Source organism: Micromonospora sp. MH33 (assembly GCF_003013775.1).
Lineage (GTDB): Bacteria > Actinomycetota > Actinomycetes > Mycobacteriales > Micromonosporaceae > Micromonospora > Micromonospora fulviviridis.
Genome location: NZ_MUYZ01000135.1, coordinates 1 through 16,598 on the forward strand (window position 1 = coordinate 1; position 16,598 = coordinate 16,598).

Here is a 16,598-nt window from a genome sequence, read left to right on the forward strand (position 1 = left end):
GCGCAGCAGCCGTGCCGGCGTGCCGGGCAGGTCGGGCGCGGCCAGGGCCAGGGCGTCGGCCTCCCCGGTGAGCCGGGCCCGGACCGGCCCGGTGAGGTCGCGGGGGAGCAGGCTCTGCGCGGGTACGACGAGACCGGCGGCCCGGAGCGTGTCGAGCAGCACCCGGGCCTCGGCCGGGGGCACCCGCGCGGCGGTGGCGGCGGTGAGCACGGCCCGCTCGCTCCGGGTGCCGTCCAGCAGGTCGAGCAGGCGGGCGGCGCCCGGGCTGGTGACCTCGAGCAGCACGGCCCGGCCGGGTTCCACCCCGAGCTGGAGGGTGTGCCGGTCCCGCCAGAGCCGGGTGAGGCCGGGCAGCAGTGTCGGACGGGCGAGAGGCATCGGGTCGGTCACGCCACGAATCGTGACCGTGTCCGCGCTCTCCGTCGATCGTTGTCCACAGGTGCGCCGGGCCGTGGCCAGCGTTGTCCACAGGAAAACCGGGGGTTGTCCACAACTCACCGGTAACCGGTGTCGGGTACCCGACGGGGGAGAGGCGGCTACCGCCACCCCTCCCCCGTGCGACCCGGACGGGTCAGACCTTGGCCTTGCCCAGGATGCGGTTCACTGTTGTGCCGCACACCGGGCACTTGCCCTTGGCCATGTTCATGCCGGTCTTCGAGACCTCCACGCGTCCCTCGAAGTCCCGCTTCTCCTTGCACTTCACGCAATAACCGTTGTAGGTCTGGGCCTGGTCGGCCACGGTAGCCCTCCTCGTCTCGTCCGCCGGACGCCTCCGGCGGGTCTCCCTGCGGCGGGCCACGGGTGGCTCCGGCGCCGGGGGGTTCTCCGCGGTCACTCACGTGACCGCTGGTTGGCGGACCCTACCCAGGTCTGGGCGGTTCCATGTCAGCTGTGCGTCGACTCTGTGAGCAAGTCGACGACGAGAGTGTGCATGCCGAGTACGTCGGATAAGTCAGTTTGGCGGGGACACGCCGGGTGAATCCCCTCAGATCCCCCTTCGGGCGGCCCCGACGCGACAGTCCGTCCGTAGATCACCTAACGTTGACAGGGGCCGGCAGGTGATGGTCAACTGCCGCCGCAAAGAAATTTTTCGGGACTCCTGACGACCAAACGCCATTTTCCGGACGCGTGTCGTCGTGTTGACTCTTGCGGACCCCTGGTCAGTACGCATTAGCTTTCCCTCGTGACAGTCATCCGAGGCTGCGCGGACCAGTGATGGCCGGGACGCGGAAGCCCGTCGTCGAAGTACGGCGCAGCCAGCGCCGGCGGCGCACGGTGTCCGCGTACCGCGACGGGGAGCGCGTCGTGGTGCTCATCCCCGACCAGTTCTCCCGGGCCGAGGAGAGCGAGTGGGTCGACCGGATGCTGGCCCGGCTCGCCGCCCGCGAGGGCCGGCTCGCCCGCTCCGACGCCGAGCTGCTGGCCCGGGCCACCCGACTGATCAACCTCTACCTGCCCGAGCACGGGCTGGCCGCCGTCCCGGCCAGCGTCCGCTGGGTGACCAACCAGAACGGCCGCTGGGGTTCCTGCACCCCCGCCGACCGCACCATCCGGATCTCGCACCGGATCCAGGACATGCCCGACTGGGTGATCGACTACGTGCTGCTGCACGAGCTGGCGCACCTCGTCGTGCCCAGCCACAACGCCCAGTTCTGGGCCCTGGTCGGCCGCTACCCGAAGACCGAGCGCGCCCGCGGCTACCTGGAGGGCGTGGCCGCCACCTCCGGCGTCCCCCTGGCCGACTGACCTCCCGCCCTCCCGCGACCCCGGGCCGCGGCGGACGCAGCGGTCGACGGTGAGTGGAACGCCATGTGTGTCTCGCGGCGCCTGAGACACCCATGGCGTTCCACCGACGGGTGGCGCAGGGCGGTGGACGGCCGGTCGCGGAAGCCGGCACGCGGAATCGCGCCGACGGCGCCGCCGCATGGTGAGGGCGTGGGCGGGCGTGGGCGGCGGGTTAGGGTCGTCGGGTGGTCCGACGTGTGGTGGTGGCGTTGCTCGCGCCGGTGGGCTGGACGCCGCCGGGGATCGATCCGACCCGGTGGCGGAGCGCGCTCGCCGAGGACGTGGTGGACCTGCTGGCCACGCTGAACGAGGTGGAGACCGCCGTGGCGGTGACGCCGGAGGACCGCTGGTTGGCCGACGCGGTGGTCTGGCCCGGCACGGCCGTGCACGAGGTTGCGGAGCCCGCCGTCGACGCGGTGTTCGCCGCGCTGACCGGATACGACCAGGCGGCCGTGGTGGTCGCCGACGCGCCCGACGTGCCGGGGCTCACCCTCGGCAAGTTGCTCCGGCCGCTGTCGAGCCGCCCGGTGGCCGTGGCCCCGGTGGAGGGGAGCGGGGCGGGGCTGCTCGGAGTGGCCGCCCGGCTGCCCGTGCCGGAGTGGTTGCCGGCCCTGGACCTGGACACCGCCACGCCGGCCGAGGTGCGTGCCGCCGCCCCGCGCCCCGGGGACGTCGCGGTCACCGCCGCCTGGCGCCGGCTGCGCGGCCCGGCCGACCTGGCCAGCCTCGACCCGGCCTTCGAGGGCTGGGAGGCCACCCGCGCCCTCCTCTCCGGCCAGCCCGGCTGACGACCCCCGTTGCGGCGGGGGGCAGCAGAGCGGGGGCACGGCAGGCGCTGGCCGTTGCGTCGGGGGCAGCACGGCGGGAGTGGGGTCGCACGTCGCCGGGGCCCGCACGAGCACTCGTGCGGGCCCCGGCGACGTGCGGCGTCAGGACTTGTCGTCGCCCTCGCCCGGGGCCTGTTCCTCCGGCGCGCCTGGCGCGGAGAAGTCGAAGTTCGCCAGCTCCTCGTCCAGGTCGCTGGTGGTCGCGGCGAACGCCTCCGGGTTGGCGAAGTCCTCGTCCGAGGGGAGCAGGTCGGGGTGGCCCCAGACCGCGTCCCGGCCGGCGATCCCGCGGTGCTCGGTGAGCGCCGACCACAGCACCGTCGCCTCGCGCAGCCGGCGCGGCCGCAGCTCCAGGCCGACCAGGGCGGCGAAGGTCTGCTCGGCCGGACCGCCGGCGGCCCGGCGGCGGCGGAACGCCTCGCCGAGGCGGACCACGTTGGGCAGCCGGTCGCCCGCGGCGCTGTCGACCACGTGGCACACCCAGCCCTCGACCAGGGCGAGCACCGTCTCCAGCCGGGCCAGCGACGCCTTCTGCGCCGGGGTGTCCTCGGGAGTGAAGATGCCCTCCAGGGCGATCGCCTGCATCGACTCCGGGTCGGTCGGGTCGACCCGGCCCATCGCCTCCTCGATCGCCTCCCGGTTGACCCGGATGCCGGCGGCGTAGTTCTCCACCGCGGCGAGCACGTGCCCGCGCAGCCACGGGACGTGCTGGAAGAGCCGCTGGTGGGCGGCCTCGCGCAGGGCCACGTAGAGGCGTACCTCGTCCTCGGGCAGCTCCAGGCCCTCGCCGTACGCCCGGATGTTGGCCGGAATGAGCGCGGCGGTGCCGGCCGGGCCGAGCGGCAGGCCGATGTCACCGGCGGAGAGCACCTCGGCGGCGAGCGAGCCGAGCGCCTGGCCGAGCTGGCCGCCGAAGAGCGCGCCGCCCAGCGTGGCGACCATCGACTGCATCGGGCCGAGCTGGGCCCGGGCCTCCGGCGGGACCAGGTCGCCCATGGCGCCGACCATCCGGCTGGCCACCGGGTCGCAGAGCTTGCGCCACACGTCGAGGGTCTTGTAGATCCACTCGTTGCGGTTCCAGGCGACCGAGGCCCGGATGCCGGAGGGCCACGAGGTGGCCGGCTCCAGCCAGAGGTCGGCGATGCGCAGCGCCTCCTCCACCGCGTTGCGTTCGAACGGCGAGACCGCCGGGTCGCCGGCGGCGGCGAGCTGGCTGGCGGCCACCTGCCGGGCGAGGTCCCAGTTGACCGGCCCGCTGCCCGGCGCGGAGAGCAGGTGCTGCAACTGCGACATGAACTGCTGCATCTGCGCGGGATCGTTGGGGTCTGGTGGTTGCCCACCCGGGAGCGCGAAGCCGAACGGAATATCAGGCACGACGTCTACGGTACGCGGGCCGCGCCGCAGGTCGTGCGCGTCGGCGTTGCGCTGAGGGCGAAGTCCGGCGGTCACCGCGCCGGACGTTCCGGGCCGGATCGGTACGCTCTGGCGCATGAGACGTCGCGGCGTGACCGTACTCCTCGGTGCACTGCTCACCGCCCTGCTCAGCGTCGGCGTGCTGAGCGTGCCCATCCCGTACGTGGTGCTCGGTCCCGGTCCGACCGTGAACACCCTCGGCAGTGCGGACGGCAAGGAGATCATCCAGGTCACCGGCCGGTCGACGTCCACCTCCGCCGGGCAGCTCCGGCTCACCACGGTCGGCGTGCAGCCCACCGTGCGGCTCCGGTCGGCGCTGGCCGGCTGGTTCTCGAAGGACGAGGCGGTGGTGCCGCGCGAGCTGGTCTACCCGCCGGGGGAGTCGCAGGAGGAGGTCGAGCAGCGCAACGCCGAGGACTTCCAGAACTCGCAGACCAGCGCCGAGACGGCGGCCCTGCGCGAACTGGGCTACCCGATCCGGGTGCTGGTGAAGACGGTCACCGCGGGCGGCCCGTCGGTCGACGTGCTCAAGCCCAACGACGTGATCACCTCGATCGACGACCAGCCGGTGACCAGCGCGGCCCGGCTCACCGAGCTGATCCGGGCCAAGCCGGCCGGCACCACGCTGAAGATCGGCTACACCCGTGCCGGGGCGCCGGCCACCGCCACGGTGACCAGCCGCGAGCAGGACGGCCGGCCGCGCATCGGCGTCGAGATCGACCAGCAGCAGCCGCACCCGTTCACCCTCAAGATCGACCTCGGTGACATCGGCGGCCCCAGCGCCGGGCTGATGTTCGCGCTGGGCATCATCGACAAACTGGAGCCGGCCGACCTGACCGGTGGGAAGGTCATCGCCGGCACCGGCACCATCGACGACGAGGGCCGGGTCGGCCCGATCGGCGGCATCGCGCAGAAGCTGGTCGGCGCGAAGGAGGCCGGGGCGAAGGTCTTCCTGGTGCCCGCCGACAACTGCGCCGAGGCGGTCCGGAACCCGCAGCCCGACCTGCCGCTGCTCCGGGTGGCGACGCTGGACGACGCGTTGGCGGCGCTGGAGAAGCTGCGCGCGGGAGGGCAGCCGACCCGCTGCTGAGTGGCCTCGCGCGGGGTCACCGGACGATCGTGACGTGACCTTGACCCGACCTGTTCAGCAACACCCCGTACTCTTGGTGCCTGGTCGGAGCCGATCACATCGAGCGTGCGGAGCCAACAGTGGTCATGCGTAGCAGCCCCCTTCCGAGGATGAGCCGGCGCGGACGCGTCACCATCGGGGTCCTGATCGGGGTGTTCGTGTTCTTCACCCTGCTCGGGTGGGGGGTCAACGCCTGGACCGACTGGCTCTGGTTCGACGAGGTCCGCTACACCCAGGTCTTCACCGGCGTGCTCGCCACCCGGCTGCTGCTGTTCCTGGTGATCGGGCTCGGCATGGCGGCGATCATCGCCGGCAACCTCTGGCTGGCCTACCGGCTGCGCCCGCAGCTGCGCCCGCACTCCGCCGAGCAGGCCACCCTGGAGCGCTACCGGATGCTGCTGAGCCCCCGGCTGGGCACCTGGATCGCCCTGGCCGCCGCGGTCATCGGGCTCTTCGCCGGCCTCTCCGCGCAGAGCCGGTGGAGCCAGTGGCTGCTGTTCCGCAACGGTGGCAGCTTCGGCGTGAAGGACCCGGAGTTCGGCATCGACGTCGGCTTCTACGTCTTCCAGCTGCCGTTCTGGCGCTACCTGCTCGGCGTCGGCTTCACCGCCGTGGTGCTCGCGCTGCTCGGCGCGCTGGCCGTGCACTACATCTTCGGCGGGGTGCGGCTGCAGGGCGTCGGCGACCGGATGACCAACGCCGCCCGGGCCCACCTCAGCTCGCTGGTCGCGGTCTTCGTGGTGCTCAAGGCCATCGCGTACGTGCTGGACCAGCGGGCGATGCTGCTGGAGTACAACGAGGGCGCCAAGCTCTACGGCGCCGGCTACGCCGACATCAACGCGCTGCTCCCGGCGAAGGAGATCCTCGCCTGGATCGCCGTGGTGGTGGCCATCGCGATCATCGTGTTCTCGAACGCGTGGATGCGGAACCTGGTCTGGCCCGGCATCGCGCTCGCCCTGCTCGGCGTCTCGGCGGTGGCGATCGGCGGCATCTACCCGTGGGCCGTGCAGACCTTCGAGGTCAAGCCGAGCGCCCGGGACAAGGAGGCGCCGTACATCGAGCGCAGCATCGAGGCGACCAGGGCCGCGTTCGGTCTGACCGGCACGAAGAGCACCGGGTACGCGGCGAGCAACCTCGTCCCGCCGGCCAGCCTGGCCACCGACACGTCCGTGGTGCAGAACGTCCGCCTGCTCGACCCGCAGCTGGTCTCCGAGACGTACACCCAGCTCCAGCAGGTCCGCGGCTTCTACGACTTCGGCCCGAAGCTGGACATCGACCGGTACGCGACCGCCGGCAAGACCTCCGACTACGTGGTCGGGGTCCGGGAGATCAACTACGGCGAGCTGACCGACCAGCAGAGCAACTGGATCAACCGGCACACCGTCTACACCCACGGCTACGGCCTGGTCGCCGCCCCGGCGAACCAGGTGGTCTGCGGCGGCCAGCCGTACTTCGTCTCCGGCTTCCTCGGCGAGAAGGCGCAGGAGGCGTGCTCCTCGCAGACCGAGCAGATCCCGGCCCAGCAGCCACGGATCTACTACGGCGAGCGGATGGAATCGGACGACTACGCGATCGTCGGGCAGACCGGCGACCGCAACGTCGAGTTCGACAAGCCGACCTCCACCGGTGGCGAGCAGTACTACACCTACACCGGCGCGGGCGGCGTCGAGATCGGCTCGTTCACCCGGCGGCTGCTTTACGCGATCAAGCAGCAGGAGTCGAACTTCCTGCTCTCCGAGGCGGTCAACGACGACTCGAAGCTGCTCTACGTGCGTAACCCGCGGGACCGGGTGGAGAAGGTCGCGCCGTTCCTCACCCTGGACGGAGACCCGTACCCGGCGGTGGTGAACGGCCGGGTCCTCTGGATCATCGACGGCTACACCACCGCGGCGACCTACCCGTACGCCGAGCGGGTCAACCTGCAGGCCGAGACGGCCGACGAGCTGACCGGGCGGGGCACCTTCCAGCTGGCCCGGGAGAACGTCAACTACATCCGCAACTCGGTGAAGGCGACCGTCGACGCGTACGACGGCACGGTCAAGCTCTACGCGTTCGACGACACCGACCCGGTGCTCAAGGCGTGGAACAAGGCGTTCGGCGGCGAGCTCGTGCTGCCCAAGGGCGACATCCCGGCGGAGCTGGCCGAGCACTTCCGGTACCCGGCCGACCTGTTCAAGGTGCAGCGCAACCTGCTCACCAAGTTCCACGTCACCGACCCGGGCGACTTCTACTCGGGCCAGGACTTCTGGCAGGTGCCGAACGTGCCGGACGCGCCGGACAGCGGGCAGAAGCAGCCGCCGTACTACCTGTTCACCCAGTTCCCGGGGCAGGAGTCGCCGCGCTTCCAGCTCACCGCGGCGGTCACCCCGAACGGGCGGCAGAACCTGGCCGCGCTGGTCTCCGGGTCGTACGTCGACGGCCGGCCCCAGCTGGAGGTGCTGGAGCTGCCGGACCAGACCCGGATCTCCGGGCCGACGCAGGTGCACCAGCAGATGACCAACAACGGCGACATCCGGCAGCAGCTCAACCTGCTCTCCTCCAACCAGGCCCAGGTGCAGTACGGCAACCTGCTCTCGCTGCCCTTCGCCGACGGGATGCTCTACGTCGAGCCGGTCTACGTGAAGAGCAGCAACCAGGACGCGTACCCGCTGCTGCAGAAGGTGCTGCTCTCCTACGGCGACGGCGGCTCGTACGTGGTGCTCGCCAACAACCTGAGCGACGGCATCAAGCAGCTCGTCGAGCAGGGCAAGCGGGCGGCCACCGGCAACCCGCCGCCGAGCACCGGCGACAAACCGCCGACGACCGGCGGCACGTCCCCGCCGGTGCTCACCGGCGAGCTGGCCGAGGCGGCCGGCAAGGTGCAGAGCGCCATCGCCGAGGTCAAGGCCGCGCAGGCGTCCGGCGACTTCGAGCGGTACGGGCGGGCGCTGAAGGCGCTGGACGAGGCGATGGCCGCGTTCCAGGAGGCCCAGGCGGCGGCCAACCCGTCGCCCGGCCCCAGCCCGAGCGGCAGCCCGTCCGCGTCGCCACCGGCCTCGCCCTCGTCGTCGCCGTCACCGAACGGCTGACGCCGAGCCGACCACGCGAGCCCGTGGTCCGTGACCCGTAGCGGTCCGGACCACGGGCTCGTGTCGCGAACCGGACGGAACACCCGCAACCCGGTGCCCGCTTCCACCGTCATCAGAGCAGGTGGGTGACAGGGAGGCGGGGGCCACGATGCGCGACTCGAACACCTTCGACGACTTCTACCGCAGCACGTCCGGGCGGGCGCTCCGGTACGGCCGCGCGGTGGCCGACGACGCCGGCGAAGCCCAGGACCTCGTCCAGGAGGCGTACGCCCGGGCCTGGCGGCAGTGGGGGAAGCTGGCCGCCCACCCCGCGCCCGAGGCCTGGCTGCGGCTGGTGATCAACCGGCTGGCCACCGACCGCTGGCGGCGGCTGCGGGGCTGGCGTCTCGCGGCCAGCCGCACCGGCCCGCCCGACGACGTCGGGCCGCCGGGCGAGGACACCGTGCTGCTGGTCGGGGCGCTCCGACAGCTGCCGGCCCGGCACCGGCAGGCCCTCGCGCTGCACTACCTGCTCGACCTGTCGGTGGAGGAGATCGCCCGGGAGGCCGGTGTTCCCACCGGCACCGTGAAGTCCTGGCTGTCCCGGGGCCGGGCCCGGCTGGCCGAGCTGCTGCCCGGCGTGGCCGCCGAGGAACTGGAGGTGAACGATGTCGCGTGCCCTGAACCGCCTCTACCGGGCGCTCGCCGCCGACACCGACGAGCGGGTGCTCCCGGCCCCGGACCGGGTCCGCCGGCGCGCCGACCGCCGGGCCCGGCAGCGGGCCGCGTTCGGGGGGCTGACCGTCGCCGTGCTGGTCGCCGGCACCGCCGCCGGCACGCGGCTGGTGCTCGCTGCCGCGCCGGACGCCGACCCTGGGCCGCCCGCCACCACCGGCAGCCCCGCGCCGTCGCCCACCGCGACCCCACCCGGGCCGTCGCCGAGCCGGACCACCCCGCCACCCTCCGCGCGTACCCCGGACGCGCCGCCGAAGACGAGCGCCCGGCCGCCGGACGCCAGACCGACGAGCATCCCGGACCGGGCCTTCTTCGCCCTGGCTTCCGCCAACGACGCCGGCACCGGCAGCGTGTTCGGCTCGGGACCGGTGCTGCCGGCGCTCTGCGGCGCCCGGCCCGGCGAGGAGGGGATCGTCACCCGCCGGGCCCGCTACCTGGCGTTCAAGCTCGCCGACACCCCGGAGGGGCACGTGCTGGACGGCAGCTACCAGCACAGCATCACCGTCTACCGCGACGGCCGGGCCGACGACGCGATGGACGAGCTGCGGCAGGCCGTGCGTGACTGCCCGACCCAGCCGGGGTCGGACGGCGGCGAGGGCCTCACCTCGACCCAGCGGCTGCTCCCGGACGCCGGCTACGGCGACGATTCGGTGCTGTTCGAGCTGCGCCGGCCCACCACGGACTACGAGGGCGCCCCGGCCATGGAGGAGGTGGTCCGGTTGGTCCGCGCGGTGCGGATCGGGAACGTGGTGACGGTGCTCTGGGAACGGGGCTGGGAAGGGACGTCCAGCCCGCGGTCCCAGGTCGACAAGGACAGCCGGCGGGCCGTGCTGGCGATCCGCGACTGGTTGCGCTGAGTGCCGCCCCGGGCCCGTTTTGCGGGTCCGGGGCCCCGTACGCTACGGTTAACGAGCCGACGCGGGGTGGAGCAGCTCGGTAGCTCGCTGGGCTCATAACCCAGAGGTCGCAGGTTCAAATCCTGTCCCCGCTACTCGTTACGAAGGGCCCCGGAGTTCACTCCGGGGCCCTTCGCCGTGCCGGGGCGCCGCCACGGCGACGGTGACCCTCGCCACCCGGCGGGATCGGGAACCCGGCTGATCTCCACGGCGGACATGAGATAGGCTGTAGAAGCCGACGCGGGGTGGAGCAGCTCGGTAGCTCGCTGGGCTCATAACCCAGAGGTCGCAGGTTCAAATCCTGTCCCCGCTACTCGTCGCGAAAGGCCCCGGAGTTCTCTCCGGGGCCTTTCGACGTTTCCGGGATCTCATGATCCGGCCCGTCCGTCCTGCCCCGGTTGCACTTCTCGGCGAGGATGGGGGCATGTCTGGATGGAACAGATGGTGGGGCCGCCTCAGCGCGGTCCTCGGTGCGGTCGTGCTCTCGGTGTTCGTGCCGGTCGCGGCCTGGGCCTCCACCGGTACCGGCGAGCTGGTGGTGGAGGCCGCCCGGCGGCGGTCCCGGGGAGGCGGCTTCGGCTTCCTCGGGCTGCTCTGCTGCCTGGCGGTGGTCGTGGTGATCGTGCTGCTGGTGCTGCGCCTGATGCGGGGCCGGCGCGGCGGTCCGCCGCGCTGACGATAACCGGTCCGCCCGCCGCGCCCCGGGCGCGGCGGGCGGCGGTCACTCGGCCAGGGCCGCGGCCGCCTGCGCCATGAACCGCGAGGTCGCCGCCCGGGCGCCCGAGCGCTTGGCGCGGATGCTCTCGGCCGCGTCGATGAGCAGGGTACGCACCTTGGCGTGCCCCTTCGGCGGCGGCGCGGGCGCCGGCCCGGTCAGCTCGTCCAGCTCGGTGCCGAGGGCCACCACCCGCTTCTCGGTACGGTCGGTGACGCCGTCGACCACGAACGTGCGGACCGGGACGGCGGCGTTCAGGCCGCGCTCGATGCCGAGGATCCGGCCGGCCGCCACGTTGGTGGTCAGAAAGTTGATCACGTCGACCACCACGCCCGGGTGGCGGCTGCCGCGGAAGGCGGCCCAGTACATGGACGCCCGGGGCCACTGCGCCGCCGGGGTGCCCGGGAAGGCGGCCAGCGCCAGCTCGTCGTCGGTGAGCTGTTGGAGCTCCGGCAACTGGTGCGACCAGGCGAACGACGCGGCCGCGTGGCCGGTGACCACGAGCTGGCGGGCCAGTTCGCCGCTGTCGGCCTGCTCCACCAGCGCGGCGCTCGGGGTGGCCCGGTCGTAGCGGGCGACCTCCCAGAACTCGAACCAGTCGAGCAGCTCGCCGGAGCTGAAGCCGAGCTGCCGCCCCTGGTACAGCTCGCTGCCCTGGCCGCGCAGCCAGAGCCAGAGCGCCCGGTAGTCGCCGGACGGGTCCATGGTGCCGGCCACCCGGTTGCCGGAGGCGCGGGTGACCCGGGCGGCCCAGCGCGCGTACTCCCGCCACGACATGCCGGTGCGCGGCTCGGGCTGCCGGAGCCGGTGCAGCAGGTCCCGGTTGTAGACCAGCGCGGCGCTGGTCTGCGCCGCGGGCACCGCCACGGTCCGCTCGTCCACCCGGCCGTACCGGGCCAGGTGTTCGGGCAGGCCGCGCAGGTCGAGCCGGTTGTCGGCCACGTAGGCGCTGAGGTCGAGGACGATCTCCCGGCGGGCGTACTCGGTGAGCAGGGTGTCGTCGATCTGGAACAGGTCGGGCACGTTGCCGCCGGTGGCCTGGGTGGCCAGCCGGTCGTAGTACCCGGTCAGCCCCTGCCAGGTCACCCGGAAGCTGACCCGGGGGTTCTGCTGGGAGTAGAGGCGCAGCGCCTTCTCGGTGGCCTCGGCCCGGCGGGCCCCGCCCCACCAGAACACCGACAGCTCGATCGGGCCGTCGTCGACCGGGCTCTCCTCCTCCGGGCCGCAGCCGGACAGCCCGGCGGCGAGCAGCGGCAGCCCGGTCAGCGCGCCGAGCAGCCGCCGCCGGTCGACGCCGGGGCGGAGTACGGACTGCGGTGCGCGCACAGGTTTCTCCCGGGGTGCGGGCGGCTGCTGCGGACGGATCATTTACACAGGCCCCGGGCGGGGGTGTCAACGCCGGTGCGGATGGGACGGCCGGTGGTCGCACCGGGCGCCGCTCCCACCCATGGTGTACTAGCGCCGTGGAACTTCTGCACTCGGGCAAGGTTCGGGACGTCTACGCCGACGGCGGAGACCTGATCCTGGTCGCCTCCGACCGCATCTCCATCTACGACGTGGCGCTGCCGACCCCGATCCCGGACAAGGGCCGCCTGCTCACCGCGCTGTCGCTGTGGTGGTTCGAGCAGCTGGCCGACCTGGTGCCGAATCATGTCATCTCCGCCACCGACGTGCCGGCGGAGTTCGCCGGCCGGGCGATCCGCTGCCGGCGGCTGGACATGGTCCAGGTCGAGTGCGTCGCCCGCGGCTACCTCACGGGCGGTGGCTTCGCCGAGTACCAGCGCACCGGCGCGGTCTCCGGTGTCGAGCTGCCCCGCGGCCTGGTGGAGGCGTCGATCCTGCCCGAGCCGGTCTTCACCCCGTCGACCAAGGCGCCCAAGGGCGAGCACGACGAGCCGATCACGTACGCCGAGGTGGTCGACAAGGTGGGCGCGGAGACCGCCGAGCGGCTGCGGCAGATCACCATCGACGTCTACCGGCGGGGCGCGGAGATCGCCGCCGACCGGGGCATCCTGATCGCCGACACCAAGATCGAGCTGGGCTGGGCGCCGGACGGCACCCTGGTCCTCGCCGACGAGCTGCTCACCTCCGACTCGTCCCGGTTCTGGCCGGCCGAGTCCTACCAGCCCGGCCGCGCCCAGTTCTCCTTCGACAAGCAGTACGTGCGCGACTGGGCCACCGGCAGCGGCTGGGACAAGCAGCCGCCCGCCCCCGAGGTGCCGGCCGAGGTGGTCGAGGCGACCCGGGCCCGCTACGTCGAGGTCTACGAGAAGCTCACCGGCAACCGCTGGGACTGAGTCACTCCACCCAGTCGAGGGTGCGCTGCACGGCCTTGCGCCAGTTGCGCAGCTCCCGCTCCCGGTGCGCCGGGTCCATCTCCGGCGTCCACCGCGCGTCCGACCGCCACTGCGCGCGCAGCGTGCCCAGGTCGGGCCAGAAGCCGACCGCCAGGCCGGCCGCGTACGCGGCGCCGAGGCAGGTGGTCTCGGTGATCCGGGAGCGGACCACCGGCACGTCGAGGACGTCGGCGAGGAACTGCATGAGCAGGGTGTTTCCGGTCATCCCGCCGTCCACCCGCAGCCGGCGCAGCGCCACGTCGGAATCGGCGTTCATCGCGTCGACCACCTCGCGGGTCTGCCAGGCCGACGCCTCCAGCACCGCCCGGGCCAGGTGCCCCTTGGTGATGTAGCCGGTCAGCCCGGCGATGACCCCGCGGGCGTCGCTGCGCCAGTGCGGGGCGAAGAGCCCGGAGAAGGCCGGCACCACGTAGCAGCCGCCGTTGTCGTCGACCGTGCGGGCCAGCTGTTCGACCTCCGGGGCGGTGGAGATCAGGCCGAGGTTGTCGCGCAGCCACTGCACCAGCGAACCGGTGACCGCGATCGCGCCCTCCAGCGCGTACACGGCCGGGTGGCCGTCGATCCGGTACGCCACCGTGGTGAGCAGGCCGTGCCGGGAGGGGACCGGGCTGGCCCCGGTGTTGAGCAGCAGGAAGCTGCCGGTGCCGTAGGTGCACTTGGCCTCGCCGGGCTGGAAGCAGGTCTGCCCGAACAGGGCGGCCTGCTGGTCGCCGAGCGCGCTGGCCACCGGAACCCCGGCGAGCACCCCGTCGGCGGTGCCGTAGACCTCGGCGGAGCAGCGGATCTCGGGCAGCATCGCGGCCGGGATGCGCAGCGCGTCGAGCAGCTCGGGATCCCAGTCCAGGGTCTCCAGGTCCATCAGCATCGTGCGGCTGGCGTTGGTCACGTCGGTGACGTGCCGTCCGGTGAGCTTCCAGATCAGCCAGCTGTCCATGGTGCCGAAGAGCACCTCGCCCCGCTCGGCCCGGTCGCGCAGCCCGTCGACGTTGTCGAGCAGCCAGCGCAGCTTCGGGCCGGCGAAGTAGGTGGCCAGGGTCAGGCCGGTGCGGGTCCGCAACCGCTCCTCGTCGTACGCCTCGGCCAGCTCGCGCAGCAGCGGCCCGGTGCGGGTGTCCTGCCAGACGACCGCGTTGGCCACCGGCCGGCCGGTGGCCCGGTCCCAGACCACGGTGGTCTCCCGTTGGTTGGTGATGCCCACCGCGGCCAGCCCGTCCGGCCCGGTGCCGGCGGCGGCGAGCGCGTCCAGCACCACCTGCTGGACGTTGGCCCAGATCTCCTCGGCGTCGTGCTCCACCCAGCCCGGTCGCGGGAAGATCTGCCGGTGTTCGCGCTGGGCCACGGAGACGATCTCCCCGGCCCGGTCGAAGACGATGCACCGCGAGGAGGTGGTGCCCTGATCGATGGCGACGACGAACTCTCCGGTCACGGCAGCACCGTACCCGTCGGAAGCGTCCACCGCCTCTCCCCGATCCACCCGTACGATCAACAGACGTGCGTGACATTGCCGTGTTCAGCGGGACCGCCCACCCGGAACTCGCCGCCGAGATCTGTGCCCACCTCGACGTTCCGCTGCACCCGGTCCGGGTGTCCCGGTTCGCCAACGACTGCCTCGAGGTGCAGTTGCAGGCGAACTGCCGGGAGCGGGACGTCTTCCTCATCCAGCCGCTGGTGCCGCCGGTGCAGGAGCACCTGGTCGAGCTGCTGCTCATGATCGACGCGGCCCGTGGCGCGTCCGCCGGCCGGATCACCGTGGTGCTGCCGCACTACGCGTACGCCCGGTCGGACAAGAAGGACGCCCCGCGCATCTCGATCGGCGGACGGCTCGTCGCCGACCTGCTCACCTCGGCCGGCGCGCACCGGGTGCTCGCCATGACCCTGCACTCGCCGCAGGTGCACGGCTTCTTCAGCGTCCCGGTGGACCACCTGCACGCGCTGCGCGAGCTGGCCGCCCACTTCAAGGGCCGGGACCTGAGCAACACCGTGGTGGTCTCGCCGGACCTGGGCAACGCCAAGGAGGCGGCGGCGTTCGCCCGGATGCTCGGCACGCCGGTCGCGGCCGGCGCGAAGCAGCGGTTCAGCGACGACCGGGTGCAGATCAGCGCGATCATCGGCGACGTGGCGGACCGGGACGTCATCGTGCTGGACGACGAGATCGCCAAGGGCAGCACGGTGATCGAGCTGATGAGCCACCTGCGCGAGCGGAAGGTCCGCTCGATCCGGCTGGCCTGCACCCACGGCCTCTTCTCCAGCGGCGCGCTGAAGCGGCTGAGCGAGCAGGACGGGGTGCTGGAGGTCGTCTGCACCAACACGGTGCCCATCCCGGAGGAGAAGCGGGTGCCGAAGCTGGAGGTGCTCTCGGTGGCGCCGGCCCTGGCCGAAGCGATGCGGCGGATTCACAACGGCGAGTCGGTGAGCGCCCTCTTCGGCTGAGACCGCCCGGCGCGGGCCGGGTCAGCCGTCGGCAGGGTGGGTGACGTGGGCGGCCAGCGCCGTGGTGATCCGGACGATCGTGCCGGCCTCGCCGGTCTCCACCGCCATGGTGTCGCTGAGCTCCCGGGCCAGCCAGAGGCCCCAGCCGCCGGCGGTGTCCGGGGCGGGCCGGGCGCGGTCGCTGAGCCGCTGCGCGCTCATCCCGTGGCCGTGGTCGGCGACCTCGCAGACCAGCTCGCCGGCGAGGCGCCACAGCCGCAGCCGGCCCTGGCCGCCGCCGTGCCGGACCGCGTTGGTGATCAGCTCGTTGACCGCCAGCACGAAGTCGTCCAGCTGCTGCCCGGCCAGCCCCGCCTCGTGCGCGCACGAGGTGACCGAGTGTCGTAGCTCGGTCACCTGGGCCTGGTTGAAGGCCTCGGCGATGAGGAGGGAAGGTTCGATGGGCACAACCGTACGCGGTGCGGGGGGTTCTGCGTTCGTCATGGCCCTGTCCCGGCGATGGGTCTCGGTCATTTTCGCGGCATTTCCACCGTACGTCAGGGTTTCTCGCGCCGCACCTCACGGCCCGGCCGTGCGCGGCTGTGGCAGGGTGTCGCGCATGCCGTCGTCCCCGGAGGGCCTGGAGGTCCCGCTCTGGCGGTCCATCGCGGTGTTCCGCTTCGCCTCGCTGGCGTACGTGGGGCTGCTGGTCCTCCGCGACGCCGACCGCTACGCGCACCCGGTCGCCGCCGGCGGCGTACTCCTGGGGATGCTGGCCTGGACCGGGACGACCGCGGCCGGTTACGGGCGCCCGGCCGGACGGGGCTGGCCGCTGCTCCTGGCCGACCTCGGCGTGGTGCTGGCGATCATGCTGGCCACGCCGTGGGTGGTCGGCCGCGCGGCGCTCGCCGCCGGCGTGCCCACCCTGACCGTCGCCTGGCTGGCCGGGCCGGTGCTGGCCTGGGCGGTCTCCGGCGGCCGGCGGCGCGGCGCGGTGGCCGCGCTGGTGCTCGGCGGGGCCGACCTGGCCACCCGGGAGCGGATCGGCCAGTCCTCGCTCACCGGGGTGATCCTCCTGCAACGGGCGGTGGAGCTGGAGGCGGCCACCCGGGAGCGGGAGCGGCTGGCCCGGGACATCCACGACTCGGTGCTGCAGGTGCTGGCGCTGGTCCGGAGGCGCGGCGCCGACCTGGACGGCGAGGCCGCCGAGCTGGCCCGGCTGGCCGGCGAGCAGGAGGCCGCGCTGCGCGCGCTGATCGGCCGGGCGGGCGCCGCGCCGGACGGG

14 protein-coding genes, 2 tRNA genes and 2 pseudogenes are annotated in these 16,598 nt (G+C 73.0%); 12 read left to right on the forward strand and 6 right to left on the reverse strand.

From position 1 onward, the window contains the following. Together B0E53_RS20245 and B0E53_RS37715 are read right to left on the reverse strand one after the other, a co-directional pair. A pseudogene (locus B0E53_RS20245) lies at positions 1–378 on the reverse strand (hypothetical protein); the annotation flags it as partial. Between the two features lie 193 nt (positions 379–571). Further along, positions 572–739: a DUF5679 domain-containing protein gene (locus tag B0E53_RS37715; protein ID WP_012014940.1), complete on the reverse strand. Its 168-nt coding sequence runs from the start codon at positions 737–739 to the stop codon at positions 572–574. A 476-nt stretch (positions 740–1,215) separates the two neighbouring features. Here B0E53_RS37715 and B0E53_RS20250 point away from each other — a divergent pair, with 476 nt between their 5' ends. Together B0E53_RS20250 and B0E53_RS20255 are read left to right on the forward strand one after the other, a co-directional pair. Next, on the forward strand, positions 1,216–1,746 hold the full coding sequence (locus B0E53_RS20250) for a M48 family metallopeptidase (protein WP_107077510.1): 531 nt from the start codon (positions 1,216–1,218) through the stop codon (positions 1,744–1,746). Between the two features lie 224 nt (positions 1,747–1,970). Then, positions 1,971–2,573, forward strand: coding sequence for a hypothetical protein (locus tag B0E53_RS20255; RefSeq protein ID WP_107077511.1), 603 nt, complete (start codon positions 1,971–1,973; stop codon positions 2,571–2,573). A 141-nt stretch (positions 2,574–2,714) separates the two neighbouring features. On the opposite strand, the gene B0E53_RS20260 is transcribed toward B0E53_RS20255, so the two are convergent. Continuing rightward, on the reverse strand, positions 2,715–3,917 hold the full coding sequence (locus B0E53_RS20260) for a zinc-dependent metalloprotease (RefSeq protein WP_168215374.1): 1,203 nt from the start codon (positions 3,915–3,917) through the stop codon (positions 2,715–2,717). Positions 3,918–4,101: 184 nt separating this feature from the next. Between B0E53_RS20260 and B0E53_RS20265 the strand changes: the two genes are divergently transcribed. The 7 genes and pseudogenes from B0E53_RS20265 (at position 4,102) to B0E53_RS20295 (ending at position 10,508) form a co-directional block, all read left to right on the forward strand. Next, positions 4,102–5,115 carry a PDZ domain-containing protein gene (locus B0E53_RS20265; protein WP_168215372.1) on the forward strand — a complete coding sequence of 338 codons (1,014 nt, stop codon included), beginning with the start codon at positions 4,102–4,104 and terminating at the stop codon, positions 5,113–5,115. A gap of 125 nt (positions 5,116–5,240) precedes the next feature. Next, a complete protein-coding gene (locus B0E53_RS20270; RefSeq protein WP_210406149.1) occupies positions 5,241–8,222 on the forward strand; it encodes a UPF0182 family protein in 2,982 nt (993 codons plus the stop codon). Between the two features lie 148 nt (positions 8,223–8,370). Then, positions 8,371–8,877, forward strand: a pseudogene (locus B0E53_RS20275) (sigma-70 family RNA polymerase sigma factor); the annotation flags it as partial. After that, positions 8,870–9,793 (forward strand): hypothetical protein, encoded by a 924-nt coding sequence (locus B0E53_RS20280; protein ID WP_107077514.1) that lies wholly within the window; start codon positions 8,870–8,872, stop codon positions 9,791–9,793. The pseudogene B0E53_RS20275 and the gene B0E53_RS20280, both read left to right, overlap by 8 nt. A gap of 60 nt (positions 9,794–9,853) precedes the next feature. Continuing rightward, positions 9,854–9,927 (forward strand) — tRNA-Met (locus B0E53_RS20285). A 144-nt stretch (positions 9,928–10,071) separates the two neighbouring features. Next, positions 10,072–10,145 (forward strand) — tRNA-Met (locus tag B0E53_RS20290). A gap of 111 nt (positions 10,146–10,256) precedes the next feature. Continuing rightward, on the forward strand, positions 10,257–10,508 hold the full coding sequence (locus B0E53_RS20295) for a hypothetical protein (protein ID WP_091318445.1): 252 nt from the start codon (positions 10,257–10,259) through the stop codon (positions 10,506–10,508). A 45-nt stretch (positions 10,509–10,553) separates the two neighbouring features. Here the strand turns inward: B0E53_RS20295 and B0E53_RS20300 are convergent, their stop codons facing one another. Next, the gene (locus B0E53_RS20300; protein WP_107077515.1) at positions 10,554–11,873 is read right to left on the reverse strand and encodes an extracellular solute-binding protein; all 1,320 of its coding nucleotides are present in this window, start codon (positions 11,871–11,873) and stop codon (positions 10,554–10,556) included. A 137-nt stretch (positions 11,874–12,010) separates the two neighbouring features. Between B0E53_RS20300 and B0E53_RS20305 the strand changes: the two genes are divergently transcribed. Next, entirely contained in the window at positions 12,011–12,844 is an 834-nt protein-coding gene (locus B0E53_RS20305; RefSeq protein WP_107077516.1) for a phosphoribosylaminoimidazolesuccinocarboxamide synthase, read from the forward strand. A gap of 1 nt (position 12,845) precedes the next feature. Here the strand turns inward: B0E53_RS20305 and glpK are convergent, their stop codons facing one another. Beyond that, complete coding sequence (gene glpK, locus B0E53_RS20310; RefSeq protein ID WP_168215373.1) at positions 12,846–14,330, reverse strand: glycerol kinase GlpK; 1,485 nt, start codon at positions 14,328–14,330, stop codon at positions 12,846–12,848. A gap of 65 nt (positions 14,331–14,395) precedes the next feature. Between glpK and B0E53_RS20315 the strand changes: the two genes are divergently transcribed. After that, complete coding sequence (locus tag B0E53_RS20315; RefSeq protein ID WP_091318453.1) at positions 14,396–15,334, forward strand: ribose-phosphate pyrophosphokinase; 939 nt, start codon at positions 14,396–14,398, stop codon at positions 15,332–15,334. A 21-nt stretch (positions 15,335–15,355) separates the two neighbouring features. Here B0E53_RS20315 and B0E53_RS20320 read toward each other — a convergent pair whose 3' ends face one another. Continuing rightward, positions 15,356–15,817 (reverse strand): ATP-binding protein, encoded by a 462-nt coding sequence (locus B0E53_RS20320; protein ID WP_107077518.1) that lies wholly within the window; start codon positions 15,815–15,817, stop codon positions 15,356–15,358. Between the two features lie 115 nt (positions 15,818–15,932). Between B0E53_RS20320 and B0E53_RS20325 the strand changes: the two genes are divergently transcribed. Beyond that, positions 15,933–16,598: DUF5931 domain-containing protein (locus B0E53_RS20325; protein WP_246835511.1), on the forward strand; the 666-nt coding region annotated here is incomplete at its 3' end.